The organism is Luteibacter sp. SG786 (assembly GCF_011759605.1).
GTDB lineage: Bacteria > Pseudomonadota > Gammaproteobacteria > Xanthomonadales > Rhodanobacteraceae > Luteibacter.
In genome coordinates this window covers 2,091,836-2,104,976 of the sequence record NZ_JAAOYX010000001.1, presented here as the reverse complement: position 1 = coordinate 2,104,976, position 13,141 = coordinate 2,091,836, and the positions used below count along the sequence as shown (strand labels likewise).

The 13,141-nt window shown below is 66.4% G+C and carries 7 protein-coding genes; 5 read left to right on the top strand and 2 right to left on the bottom strand.

What is annotated here, in order from left to right:
- Positions 1-3: 3 nt before the first annotated feature.
- Complete coding sequence (locus FHS47_RS09695) at positions 4-2,409, top strand: GH92 family glycosyl hydrolase (protein ID WP_208381892.1); 2,406 nt, start codon at positions 4-6, stop codon at positions 2,407-2,409.
- A 39-nt stretch (positions 2,410-2,448) separates the two neighbouring features.
- Here FHS47_RS09695 and FHS47_RS09690 read toward each other — a convergent pair whose 3' ends face one another.
- Positions 2,449-4,623 carry a copper-translocating P-type ATPase gene (locus FHS47_RS09690; protein ID WP_247741279.1) on the bottom strand — a complete coding sequence of 725 codons (2,175 nt, stop codon included), beginning with the start codon at positions 4,621-4,623 and terminating at the stop codon, positions 2,449-2,451.
- Positions 4,620-5,036 carry a heavy metal-responsive transcriptional regulator gene (locus tag FHS47_RS09685; RefSeq protein ID WP_167026237.1) on the bottom strand — a complete coding sequence of 139 codons (417 nt, stop codon included), beginning with the start codon at positions 5,034-5,036 and terminating at the stop codon, positions 4,620-4,622. Before FHS47_RS09685 ends, FHS47_RS09690 begins: the two co-directional genes overlap by 4 nt.
- 171 nt (positions 5,037-5,207) lie before the next feature.
- Here FHS47_RS09685 and FHS47_RS09680 point away from each other — a divergent pair, with 171 nt between their 5' ends.
- From FHS47_RS09680 to FHS47_RS09665, 4 genes are all read left to right on the top strand, one after another.
- Entirely contained in the window at positions 5,208-5,939 is a 732-nt protein-coding gene (locus FHS47_RS09680; protein WP_167026234.1) for an ABC transporter ATP-binding protein, read from the top strand.
- Positions 5,940-5,941: 2 nt separating this feature from the next.
- Positions 5,942-8,302 carry an ABC transporter permease gene (locus FHS47_RS09675; protein ID WP_247741420.1) on the top strand — a complete coding sequence of 787 codons (2,361 nt, stop codon included), beginning with the start codon at positions 5,942-5,944 and terminating at the stop codon, positions 8,300-8,302.
- A 14-nt stretch (positions 8,303-8,316) separates the two neighbouring features.
- The gene (locus tag FHS47_RS09670; protein WP_167026228.1) at positions 8,317-9,522 is read left to right on the top strand and encodes an HlyD family efflux transporter periplasmic adaptor subunit; all 1,206 of its coding nucleotides are present in this window, start codon (positions 8,317-8,319) and stop codon (positions 9,520-9,522) included.
- 417 nt (positions 9,523-9,939) lie between these two features.
- Entirely contained in the window at positions 9,940-13,140 is a 3,201-nt protein-coding gene (locus tag FHS47_RS09665; protein WP_167026225.1) for a TonB-dependent receptor, read from the top strand.
- The last annotated feature ends 1 nt before the right edge of the window (position 13,141 follow it).

Sequence of the window (13,141 nt, the reverse complement as noted above, 5' to 3'; positions counted from 1 at the left end):
ACCTTGCGCACCATTCGTCCCCTCGCCGTTGTTGCCGCCCTGCTCCCGGCCCTCGCGGTGGCCGCCTCCGGCCCCGCCGAGCTGGTGAATCCGCTCATCGGCACCACCAACGGCGGCAACGTCTTTCCGGGTGCCGTGGTGCCTTTCGGCATGCTGCAATTCAGTCCCGAGGCCTCGCCGTTGCCGGGCAAGAAGGCGCCCATCGCGGCCCCGGGCGGCTACGAATACCGCGCCGATGCCATCCGCGGTTTCAGCCTCACCAACGTCGAAGGCTGGGGCTGCGCCGGCGCGTCGGGTGACGTGCCCCTCATGCCGATCACGCAGGACGTGACCACGTCGCCCTCCAGCGACTTCCGCCATGCGTACGCATCGAAGTTCTCGCACGCGAACGAAACGGCGAAGGCCGGGCACTACCGCGTGGTGCTGGACAACGGCGTGGCGGTAGACCTCTCCGCCGCCCTGCATAGCGGCGCGGCCCGCTTCGCCTTTCCTGCCGGCAAGCCGGCGAACGTGCTGGTGCGGGTATCGGATTCGGAAGTGGGTTCGGAAGACGCGAAGGTCGCCGTCGACACGGCGCATGCCAGGGTCTCGGGCGAAGTCACCAGCGGCAACTTCTGCGGTTACATCAACGAAGCCGATCGCCGCAGCTATTACACGCTCTATTTCGTGGCGGAGTTCGATCAGCCGTTCGCCGCCACCGGCGCCTGGCATGACGGGACGGTGGAAAAGGGCGGCACGCACGCCCAGGGCGGCACGGGGTACGGACCCAAGGGTTTCCCCGAGGCGGGCAAAGGATCGGGCGCCTGGGTCGGCTTCGCCAAGGGCACGCGCGATGTGAACGTGCGAGTCGGCATTTCCTATGTAAGCGTTGCGAACGCACAGGCCAACCTGGACGCCGAGACCCCGAAGGGCACCCGCTTCGAGTCCGTGCGCGACAAGGCCGTGGCCGCGTGGAACGAACGCCTGTCGCATATCGACGTGCAGGGCGGCACGCCGGACCAGCGCACCGTGTTCTATACGGCGCTGTACCACGCGCTGATGCATCCCAACGTCTTCAGCGACGTGAACGGCGAGTACCGTGGCTTCGACGGCAAGACCCATCGCGTCACGGGGACCCAAAAAGCCCAATACGCGAACTTCTCCGGTTGGGACGTCTATCGCTCGCAGTTGCCGCTCGTCGCATGGCTGGAACCCAAGACCGCCAGCGACATCGCACAGAGCCTCTACAACCAGGCGCAACAGAACGGCGGCGTGTGGGATCGCTGGACGCACAACAACGGCGGCACGCACGTCATGAACGGCGACCCCGCCGCGCCGTCCGTCGCAGGCATCTACGCCTTCGGTGCGCGCGACTTCGACGCGAAGGGGGCCCTCGCCTCCCTCGTGCACGCGGCCGACCATCCCACGGCGCTGGACACCTCGCACGACGGCTGCGAAGTGGAATGCGTGGGGCAGCGCCCAGGCCTCGATGCGTGGTTGAAGCTGCACTACATCCCGGTCGGTGCGCCAGCGTGGGGGCCGGCCGCCGACACGCTCGAAACCGTGGCCGCCGAATTCGGCATCAGTTCGCTTGCCGGGCGTCTGGGCGACAAGGACACCGCTGCCCGCTTCCTCGAACGCGCGCAGTACTGGCGCAACCTGTTCGACCCCAAGGCCACGCCGGAGGGCGGTTACATCCGCAACCGCAACGCGGACGGAAGCTGGGCCCTGGTGAAGGACGACGAGAAGGAAGCCCCGCACGCCTTCACACCGTCGACGGAAGACGGTTTCGTGGAAGGCAGCGCCGCCCAGTACGTGTGGATGGTGCCCTTCAACGTCGGTGGCCTGTTCGACGCCATGGGTGGACGGGAGAAGGCGCGCAAGCGGCTGGATGCGTTCTTCTATCAACCCGACGGCAGCTTCGCGGTCACGAAGTCCGGACCCTTGCACGCCGAACTCGACAACGAACCGTCCATCGGCACGCCCTGGCTCTACAACTACGCCGGGCAGCCGTGGAAAACACAGGAACTGGTCCGCCGCGTGCTCGACACCATCTGGCTCAACGCCCCGAACGGCATTCCGGGCAACGACGACCTCGGCGAGATGTCGTCGTGGTATGTGTTCGCTGCGCTCGGCGTCTATCCGGCCATTCCGGGCCGCGCCGAACTGGTGGTGGGCAGCCCCATCTTCACGCACGCCGTGGTGCACAGGCCGGACGGCGACGTGACCATCGATGCGCCGAACGCCGGCGCCGGCAAACCATATGTCACCGCATTGAAGGTGAACAGCAAGGCATCCTCGCGCGCCTGGTTGCCGGAGTCGTTCGCATTGAAGGGCGGCACGCTGGAATTCGACCTCTCAGACAAGCCGAACACGGCGTGGGCCACGAAGGAAGCGGACGCCCCGCCCTCCTTCGACGCGAAGCGCTGACGAACCTCCGCATGCTTCGCGGCGGGAAGCGCGCCGGGGTCAGGTGCCCCGGCGCAACCTCAAGGCGTTTCCCACCACCGACACCGAGCTGAGGCTCATCGCCAGCGCCGCGATCATGGGCGACAGGGTGATGCCGAAGAACGGATAAAGCACACCGGCCGCCACCGGTACGCCTACCGCGTTGTACACGAACGCGAAGAACAGGTTCTGGCGGATGTTCTGCACCGTTTCCCGCGAAAGCGCCCGCGCCCGCGCGATACCGGCAAGGTCGCCCTTCAGGAGCGTGACCGACGCGCTCTGGATGGCGATGTCGCTGCCGTTGCCCATGCCGATGCCCACGTCGGCGGCAGCCAGTGCCGGAGCATCGTTCACGCCGTCGCCCGCCATCGCCACGGTGGCGCCCCTGCGCTTCAATTCGGCGACGAGATGCGCTTTGTCTTCCGGCGAGATGCCAGCGTGCACTTCGTCGATAGGCAAGGACGAAGCCACCGCCTTCGCCGTCGCCTCGTTGTCGCCTGTGGCCATCACCAGGCGCACGCCGGCCGCATGCAGTGCATCCAGCGCCGGTTTCGAGGACGCCTTCACCGCATCGGCGAGGGAGAGCAGCGCCGCGAGACGGCCATCCACGGCGAGATACATCACGGTCGCGCCGCCGGCACGCGCCGCGTCGGCCGCTGCCTCGGCGGCGCTCATGTCGACGTGGCGCTCGTTCATGAGGCCGATGTTTCCCAGCGCCACGTCGCGGTCGCCGACCCGTCCGGTCACGCCGCGGCCCACGATCGCCTGGAAGGCCGACACAGCCTCCTTAGGGATATCTTCGCCCTCCGCCGCCGCGACGATCGCCGCGGCAAGGGGATGCTCGCTCGGACGCTCCACGGCCGCCGCCAGCGCAAGCGCCTCCGCCCGCTCCATACCGAAGAGCTGGATATCCACGAGCGCGGGCTTGCCTTCGGTAAGGGTGCCCGTCTTGTCGAACACCAGGGTGTCGACGTCGCGCAGTCGCTCGATCGCCGCCGCGTCCCGAAAGAGCACGCCGCCGCGGGCGCCACGGCCGCTCGCCACCATGATGGACATCGGCGTGGCGAGGCCCAGCGCACAGGGACAGGCAACGATGAGCACACTCACCGCCGCGACGAGCGCATGTGCCGGCGCAGGCGCTGGCCCTGCGACCCACCACACGGCGAAGGCCAGCAGCGCCACCGCCACGACGGCGGGCACGAACCACGCGGCGACCTTGTCCGCCACGCGTTGCAGTGGTGCGCGCGAGCGCTGCGCCTCGGCCACCATCGTCACGATGCGCGAGAGCACCGTGTCGTTGCCCACATGTTCGACGCGCATGAGCAAAGCGCCGTGCTGGTTCTGCGTGCCGCCGGTGAGCCTGTCGCCCGGTCGCTTCGCGACAGGCACCGCCTCGCCCGTGAGCATCGATTCGTCCACATGGCTCTCGCCCTCCAGCACGCTTCCGTCGGCCGGTACCTTCTCGCCGGGCCGCACCCGCAGGCGGTCGCCCACCCGCAGGCTGTCCAGCGGCACATCCTCTTCGGTGCCGTCGCCTCCCAGCCGCCGCGCGGTCTTGGGCACCAGGCCCAGGAGCCCGCGAAGCGCCTCGCCGGTGCGCCGGCGCGCGCGCCCTTCGAGGAAATCGCCGAGGGTCACCAGCGTGACGATCACGGCCGCCGATTCGAAATAGACGTCCACATGCCCATGCATGTCGCGCATGGCGGGCGGGAAAAGCGACGGCGCCAGGAAGGCCACCGCGCTGTAAAGCCACGCCACACCCGTGCCCAGCGCGATCAGCGTGTACATGTTCGGCGACCAGGGAACCAGCGAACGCCAGCCCCGGACGAAGAACGGTGCCCCGCCCCACAGCACCACCACGGTGGCCAGCACCGCCTCGCTCCAGCGGGCGGCCGTCGCCCAGGGTTCGGGCCACATCCAGCCGAACAGGTGCGGCCCCATCGCCACCGCCACGACAGGGACCGTCAGGACGGCGAGAATCGCAAGGCGCCGTGCGAGCGCGCGGGCCTCGCCGTCATCGACATCGAGCGAAGGCTGGGCCGGTTCGAGCGCCATGCCGCACTTCGGGCAGGCACCGGGGCCTTCCTGGCGTACCTCCGGATGCATGGGGCAGGTATAAATCGTCCCCGCCGGGGCCGGTGCCACGTTTTCCTTCGGCGTCGCGGCGGCGCCGTGCGAACAGCAGCTGTGGCTCATGCGCCTGGCTCCGCCAGTGCCTTGAGGATCGGACAGTCTTCCGGGGCGCCGTGACCGGGGCATGCCTCGACGAGTTCCGCCAGGCCGTCGCGCACGCGCTGCAGTTCGGCGATCCGTTCCTCGATGGCGTGCAACCGGGCCGTAGCACGCTCGCGCACGCCTTCCACGCCGCCGTGCCGGTCGGCCGACAAGGCGAGGAGCTCGCGGACCTCCTCGAGCGTGAACCCCAGGTCCTTCGCACGGCGGATGAAGCGCAGCCGCGCGACGGTACCCATGTCGTATTCGCGGTAGCCGGAGGGCCGGCGCCTTGGCTCGGGAAGCAGCCCTTCCCGCTCGTAGAACCGGATCGTATCGATGGCGACGCCGGCACTCTGGGCGACGCGGCCGATGGTGAGGGCAGATTGTGTGGTCATGGGCAAAGTCTAGACCCTTGATCCAGGTCAAGAGTCAATAGGCCCGGCAAGGGTCCCGACTGACGCCCGGCCAGCCTTCACGATCCGTTTGCTTGCGCTGGATCACCAGCCCCCCGTGGCGCCCGCATTAGCGTCTGTCCTCATCCGCAGGCAAGTAGCGAGCGTGCCCGCATGTCACCGTCCCCGTTGCCGTCACAACCTGCCCCGGTCTTCCGCGCGCGGGGCCTCACCAAGGTGTACCGGATGGGCGAGGTGGAAGTACACGCGCTTCGCGGGGTGGACCTGGACCTGTTTCCCGGCGAGTTCGTCGTGCTGCTCGGGCCGTCGGGCAGCGGTAAATCCACGCTGCTCAACATTCTCGGAGGACTCGATGCGCCGACCGGGGGCGAGGTCTGGTACGTCGACCATTGCCTTACCGGCGCCGACGACCGGGCACTCACCCTGTTCCGCCGCGAACATGTGGGCTTCGTCTTCCAGTTCTACAACCTGATACCCAGCCTGACCGCACGCGAGAACGTGGCCATCGTGACCGATCTGGCCGAACGCCCCATGCGGCCGGAAGAGGCGTTGGATCGCGTCGGGCTGGGTGATCGCCTCGATCATTTTCCCGCGCAGATGTCCGGCGGCGAACAACAGCGCGTGGCGATCGCGCGTGCGATCGCGAAACGCCCTGCCGTCCTTCTCTGCGACGAACCCACCGGCGCCCTCGATTCGAGCACCGGCATTCGTGTGCTTGAAACGCTGGAACAAGTGAATGGGGAACTCGGTACCACGACCGTCGTGATTACTCACAATGCCGGCATCGGGGCCATGGCCCATCGGGTCCTGTACCTCGCCGACGGACGCATCGTGCGCGAGGTGAGGCCGCCACGGCGCACGCCCGCCAAGGAGCTCAACTGGTGAGCATGCTCACTCGCAAGGGCCTTCGCGACCTGTGGCACATGCGCACGCAGGCGCTGGCCATCGCCTGCGTCATCGCGGGCGGCGTGGCCACGCTGGTGATGTCTCGCTCCACGCTGGAGTCGCTATCGAATACGCGCGCACTGTTCTATCAGGAGGGGGCACTCGCCGACCTGTGGGCGCCGCTCAAGCGAGCACCCGACACGTTGCTGCCGCGCCTGGCATCCGTGCCGGGCGTGCAGGCGGCCGAAACACGCTTGCTCGCCAACGCCACATTGAGCGTGGCGGGATTCGAGGAACCCGCGCGCGGCGACATCGTTTCGCTCCCCCTGGACGGAGGCCAACCGTTGCTCAATCGCGTGCACCTTGTGAGCGGACGTCTTCCCCATCCTGACGCGGACGCAGAGATCGTGCTGGGCGAGGCCTTCGCCCAGGCCCACAGCTTGCGGCTAGGCGACAGTCTGCAGCTGATCCTTCAAGGGCACGCCACGTCGATGCGCATCGTCGGCATCGGCACATCGCCCGAATACGTGTACCAGAGTCCGCCAGGAGCGGCATTCCCCGACTTCCAGCGTTTCGCCGTGTTGTGGATGAACCGACATGCGATGGAGAAGGCGCTGGATATGGATGGTGCGTTCAACAATGTGGTTTTCCGTCTTCGCACGGGAGCCGTCGCCGGGGCCGTGGCTTCGGATGTCGACGGGCTGCTGGCGCGCTACGGTGGTGTGGGCGCCTACGGCCGGCACGAGCAAACCTCGGCGCGCTACCTGGAAGAAGAACTGCGCCAGCTGCGCACCATGGCCACGCTGTTCCCCGTCATCTTCCTTGGCGTGGCTGCCTTTCTCGTCCACGTGGTGTTGATGCGACTTCTTGGCACGCAGCGCGAACAGGTCGGCGTGCTGAAGGCCTTTGGTTATGGCAACCGCACCCTGGGCGTTCATTACCTGGGCATCGCAACCTGGATCGCCGCCGGCGGGGCCTTGCTCGGCATCGCGCTGGGAGCGGCGTTGGGGGGCTGGCTGGCCCATGTATACCAGGGCATCTATCGCTTCCCGTTCCTCACCTATCGGCTCAGCCTGGGTGCGACGGCGCTGGGAGCGGCGGTGAGTTTCACAGCCGCGTGCGGTGGCGCGCTTCTGGCACTGCGTGCCGCTGCCGTGCTGCCACCGGCCGAGGCGATGCGAGCCGCGGCCCCTGCCCGTTTCGGTGCAACGATACTGGAGCGACTGGGGTTTCAGCGGTGGTTGTCACCCTCCGCCCGTATTGCGTTTCGCGACCTGGAGCGCCGGCCCGGCAGGGCGTTGATCACCTTGGCTGGCCTGGCCATGGCGTGCGCCGTGATGACGGTCGGCCGCTTCCAGGGCGATGCCATCGATCGCATGGTGAACGTGCAACTCAGCATCGCGCCGACGCAAGACATCGAAGTGAACTTCGTAGAGCCAGCGCCGCGTAGCGCCGTGTTCGAGCTCGCCGCATTGCCAGGTGTACGAGAAGCCGAACCCACGCGTTCGGTTCCGGTACGCCTGATCCATGGCTTGCATTCGTATCGCACCACCCTGGAAGGCCTGCCACCGAATGCACGGCTGAGGCGCCCCGTGGACGCGAAGCTCCGGCGTGTGGAACCCCAAAGCAACGATCTGCTACTGACCGACTATCTCGAGAAGATGCTGGATCTGAAAGCCGGAGACGTTCTGGACATCCAGGCACTGGACGGCCACAGGCACCGGCGGGAGATGCGGGTGTCCGGTTTCGTGCACGAGTACATCGGCGCGCGCGGCTACATGGACCTGGACTCCCTCAACCGGCAGTTGGGGGATGGCGATGTGATTTCCGGGGTACTGCTGGGCGTGGCACCGGGCGCCGAGCCGGACGTGTACCTCCGGCTGAGCCGTCGCCCCCGCGTGATGGGGATCGCTTCGCGCCTGGCATCCGTGCGCAGCTTTTACGCCACCATGGGCGAAAGCATGCTGATCTTTTCGCTCGTTGCCGCGCTTCTCGGCGCGGTCATCAACTTTGGCGTCGTCTACAACGCCGCACGCATCAGCCTGTCCGAGCGGGGGCGTGAGCTGGCGAGCTTGCGCGTTCTCGGCATGACCCGCGCGGAGGTCGGCGGCTTGCTGCTCGGCCAGCTCGGATTGCTGGTGTTCCTGTCACTGCCCTGTGGCTTGGTGGCCGGCTGGGCGCTCTGCTGGCTGATGGCGCGGGGATTCCAATCGGAGCTGTTCCGTGTGCCGGCGGTGCTCTCCACCGCGACCTACGCATTCGCCGCAATCACCGTGCTGGCCGCCAGCGGGTTGTCGGCTTTACTGGTGTACCGGCGCATCAGCCGGCTGGACCTTGTCGCCGTGCTCAAGACGCGGGAGTGATTCCGGATATCGCCATGACCGTTCGCCGCCGCATCGCCATTCTGATTGCCGCCGGGGCCGCCGTCGCCGTCGCGTGGTGGGCACTTCGGCCTGCGCCGCGACCGCTGGATGTCGTGCGTGTCACACGCGGACCGCTGGTAGAGGTGTTCGAAGAAGAAGGCCGGACCGAGCTTGCGCATCGATGGACCGTGTCCTCGCCCATCGCCGGCACCCTTCACCGCATCGACCTCCTGCAGGGCGACCCGGTGAAGGAAGGCCAGTCGCTCGCGCAGATCGAGCCGCTACGGGGCCAGCTATTCGACCCCGCCAACCGAGCGCGCCTGATGGCGGAAGAAAAAGCCGCGCAGGCCGCCATGCGGGCCGCCCGTCAACGCCAGGCCGCTGCGAAGGTGGATGCCGACCTCGCATCGAAAGACGTGCAACGCATGCGAACGCTGGGCAGCGCAGGCGTCGTGAGCATCGCCGCCCTGGACGAAGCCGAAGCGCGGATGCTTCGAGCGAGGGCGTCGGCTTCGGCGGCCGGGGCCGACTACAACGCAGCGGACGCGCAACGGGCCGCCGTGGCGGCGCTGCTGCAAGGGCAAGGTGCCTCCGGCGGCCCGCTGGTAACGCTCGTCTCACCCATCGACGGAGTCGTTCTCCATCGCTACCTCCAGAGTGCCACACCGGTCCAGGCAGGCCAGGCGTTGGTGGAGGTCGGCAACCTGGAGGAACTGCAGGTGATGGCGCAAGTGCTCTCCCAGCAAGCCGCCCTGCTGCGGCCGGGCACGCCCGCCCAGATACTCCGCTGGGGCGGCGACATGCCATTGCCCGCGCGCGTGGCCAGGATCGAACCCGGTGGTTACACGAAGATATCGGCGCTCGGCGTGGAGGAGCAACGCACGCAGGTCTGGCTCGACATCATGGCGCCACGCGAACGCTGGTCGCAGCTGGGCGATGGCTACCGCGTGGAAGTCGCATTCGATGTGGCGCGCAAGGAACACGCACTGAAAGTCGAAGCAAACGCCTTGTTTCTCGATGGAGCGGATTGGGCAGCGTATCGGCTCGACGGAAACCGGCTTCGGCGGGTGCACGTCCAGCCGGGCATGCGTGGTGGCGTCGAGGTCGAGGTGGCGAAGGGACTTGCCGAAGGCGACCGCGTCGCGGCTTTTCCCGACGACCGCATGCGCGACGGCATGCGCGTCCAGGCTCTGGAGCGAAGCGCCGTAGCGGGAAAATAGGGGTGGTGCCCGCTGGCTGAACGGCCTGCCGTTTTTGCGGTGCAGCGTGACAGGTGAAGGAACACCGACTTAACTTGCGCCTGGGGATTTAGATCGATCCAAGTTAAGAATGGTCAAGACGGCCGCTGTGCGGCCTTCCACCGACCTTCCGGAACCTGGATCGAAGCCGGGGAGCCAGCGCATGAAACCTGAAACGACCTGCGTTTTTCCGACGACCGGCACACGTGCCGCCGTACCGCATTCCCTGAGTTGAAGCTTCCTCGCCAGCGAGCCGGGGGGCTCGTTGGCGGCCTGAGTTTGGATCGATCCAAGGTGTAGGAGGGCGCGTGCAGTCATAGATCGCACATCTGCAGCAGTGAACGGGGGAGTACCGCGCCACCTTACTCAAGGGCGCGCATCACTGAGGGAAACACAACAATGTCTTATTTGCCGCACATGCTCACGCGCAAGCCGCTATACGCCGCCATCGCTTCCGCCACCTTGTCGCTCGCCGGTTTCGCGATCGTTCCCGCGACGGCCTTCGCACAGGATGCCCCGCCCGCCGCCTCGACGGCAGCGACGCCCGCGCCCACCCAGACGGACAAGGACCGGCAGGCTGCCGATAAGGAACAACAGGCTGCAGACAAGGACCGGCAGGGTAACGCCGCCAAGAGCGCCACCAAGCTGGACACCGTCGTCGTCACCAGCTATCGCCAGTCGATCGACCAGAACGTGCTCGACAAGCGCGACGCCAATTCCATCGTGGAAGTGATCAACGCGCAGAACATTGCGCAGTTCCCTGCCAAGAACATCGCCGACGCGCTGGCGCACGTTCCGGGCGTGGTCATCAGCCGCGAATCGGGCGAAGGCAAGACGGTCAGCATCCGCGGCCTCGCGCCCGAACTGACCTATACGCAGTTGAACGGCAACTATGTCGCCTCGGCCGATACCTCGGCGGGCCTGACGCGTTCGTTCAACTACACGCTGTTCCCGGCCAACATGTTCGCCGACATCAAGCTCTACAAGAGCCTTGAAGCGCGCCTCGACGAAGGCGGCATCGGCGGCAACGTGGACCTGCGCACCCGTCGTCCGCTTGAAATGGACGCGAACGAGGGCTTCGTGACCGGCACGGCCGCGGGCTCGGATACCAGCGCCAAGACGGAGCCGCAGGGCGCTGCGCTGTGGTCATGGAAGAACAAGGACGAGACGTTCGGCGTGCTCGTTGCCGGCGCCTACCAGAAGCGCCAGGCAAGGACATATTCGGCGGACGCCTCGAGCTGGCACTGGTGGTCGGACAACTGTACCGACCATGACACCTGCACGCAGCCGCCCGTCGACGTCCATGGCAACCCGTATGGCTCGGCCGTGAACAACAACATCGACCTCTGGGGCAACGGTGTCGTCGACCAGGCCGGCAACGTTTCCAACGGCTTCTGGATGCCGCAGCAGTTCTCCACCAGCCGCAACGACCTGACGCTCAAGACCAAGGGCGCCCAGGCCACGATGCAGTTCAAGCCCAGCGAGCACTTCCTGCTGACGGGTAACTACTTCCGCTTCGAGCGCCAGCAGACCCAGATCACGAACACGCTGGAAATCCCCGAGTGGGGCCTGCCGAACAACAGCAACTACGCCGATCAGAACGGCCGCCTGCTCGCCCCGAACGGCCTGACCTTCGACAAGTCCGGCACCATCGTCACCGGTGCGAACTACGTGCTGCCGCCGGCCGGCGTCGGCTGTAATTCCACCGTGAATCCGGTTACCGGCGCGACCCGCCAGGCCGTGGACGTGTGCAACACGGAAATTCCGTGGCTCAACGGCAACTACTCGGTCGAGAAGGCCACGTCGCAGACGCTCAACCTCGAAGGCGAGTGGGACAACGGCGGCAACCTGAGCGGCTCGTTCAACGTCGGCCGCACGTGGGCGAAGGGTGGTCCGTCGATCGAATTGGGCATGGCCGCCAAGCCGCGCAACTTCGTGAACGGCCAGTGGGTGAACGGCAGCACCGGCGCGGCGTGGAACCTGAGCGGCAAGCCCGGGATCACCGCCGACCAGTCCGTGCTGCAGAACATGCTTGCCGGCGCAGGTCAGGTCGACCTGGGTTCGACGGGCTCCAACATGGTGAACACCCGTAACTCGCAGAACTTCGCGCAGGCGGACTTCACCTGGGCGTTCGATTCCTCGTGGCTGCAGTCGCTCCAGTTCGGTGCGAAGTACAGCGACGCCAACGCGGAGCAGCAGAGCAACGAGGTGCGCTGGTACTGCAAGGGCACCACGCTGCAGTTCCAGACATGCGATCCAAACGCGGGCCAGCTGCCCGCCGGCTTCCTGCTGCCGGATTACCTCGAAGGCGTGAACCATGCCTACGGCGACAGCATCTTCCCGGCGATCAACTTCCCGGCCTACTACAACCACCTGAACGATACCTACGACCGCACGATCTACAACAAGCCGCAGAACAAATCGTCCATCGGCGAAAAGATCGCGGCCGCCTATGTCCAGGCGAACTTCGACACGGGCACCGTGCGCGGCAACGTCGGCGTGCGCTTCGTCACCACGAAGCAGGATCTCACCGTCGCCAACCAGGTCACCACCAACAACGCGGTGTACTACCACGACGCGGGCGGCAACATCCTGATCTGCCCGGCCTCGGGCATCAACGCCGGCGGTGGCCCTTGCGCTCCGGGTGACTTCCAGTACCTCCCGCGCGAAGTGTCGGTCATCGAGAACTTCAACAACTCGACCACGAACAAGCGCTACAACAAGTTCCTGCCCAGCTTCAACGTGGCGTGGACGATCGCGGAAGACTTCGTGCTCCGTGCCGCCGGCTCACAGGCGATGGCCCGTGCCAACTACACGGATCTCGCCCAGTTGGGTCAGCTCACGAACAACACGCAGGAGTATTACAACGACCGCAAGCAGTTCGGCGCTCCCTTGCCGGGCTGGTACGGTTCCGGTGCCAACGCCGACCTGAAGCCGTTCACGGCCACGCAGTTCGACCTCGCCGGCGAGTGGTACTACGCAACGCACGGTGTCGTCGGCATCGACTTGTTCCAGAAGAAGGTGAAGAACTTCGTCGTTCCGGTCACGGTCAACAACATCGACGTGAACGTGGGCGGTACGCAGACGAACTTCCGTCAGTACAGCACCAATGCGAACGGCCGTTCCGGTACCTCGAAGGGTATCGAAATCTACGCGCAGCACACCTGGGACTCGGGCTTCGGCTACATCGCCAACTACACGCTCAACCACACCAACGAAACCGCCGTGTCCCTGGGCGACACCCAGGTGGGCAAGGCGGAGTTGATCGGCAGCGCGAAGTACGCGGCGAACGTGTCGCTGTTCTACGAAAAGAACGGCCTGCTGCTGCGTGCCAGCGACAACTGGACTGGCCGCACGATGCAGGGGCTGGCCGCCGGCCTGCCGATCTACGCGCAGCCGTACCACCAGATCGATCTGAACGGCGACTACGAGTTCAACAAGCACTTCATGGTCACCGCCTCGATCATCAACTTCAACAAGGCAAGGCCGCACACCTATCTGGGTGGCGACACGCGGTCGCGCCTGGTCCAGCTGCTGTATCCGGGCCGCCAGTACTACCTCGGCGTGACCTACAAGTTCGGTGGTGAAAGCGACAAGTAAG

Excerpts from the sequence above, each read along its gene's own strand:
- FHS47_RS09690 (WP_247741279.1), bottom strand. The coding sequence starts at position 4,623 with ATGAGCCACAGCTGCTGTTCGCACGGCGCCGCCGCGACGCCGAAGGAA.
- FHS47_RS09685 (WP_167026237.1), bottom strand. The coding sequence starts at position 5,036 with ATGACCACACAATCTGCCCTCACCATCGGCCGCGTCGCCCAGAGTGCC.
- FHS47_RS09680 (WP_167026234.1), top strand. The coding sequence starts at position 5,208 with ATGTCACCGTCCCCGTTGCCGTCACAACCTGCCCCGGTCTTCCGCGCG.
- FHS47_RS09675 (WP_247741420.1), top strand. The coding sequence starts at position 5,942 with ATGCTCACTCGCAAGGGCCTTCGCGACCTGTGGCACATGCGCACGCAG.
- FHS47_RS09670 (WP_167026228.1), top strand. The coding sequence starts at position 8,317 with ATGACCGTTCGCCGCCGCATCGCCATTCTGATTGCCGCCGGGGCCGCC.
- FHS47_RS09665 (WP_167026225.1), top strand. The coding sequence starts at position 9,940 with ATGTCTTATTTGCCGCACATGCTCACGCGCAAGCCGCTATACGCCGCC.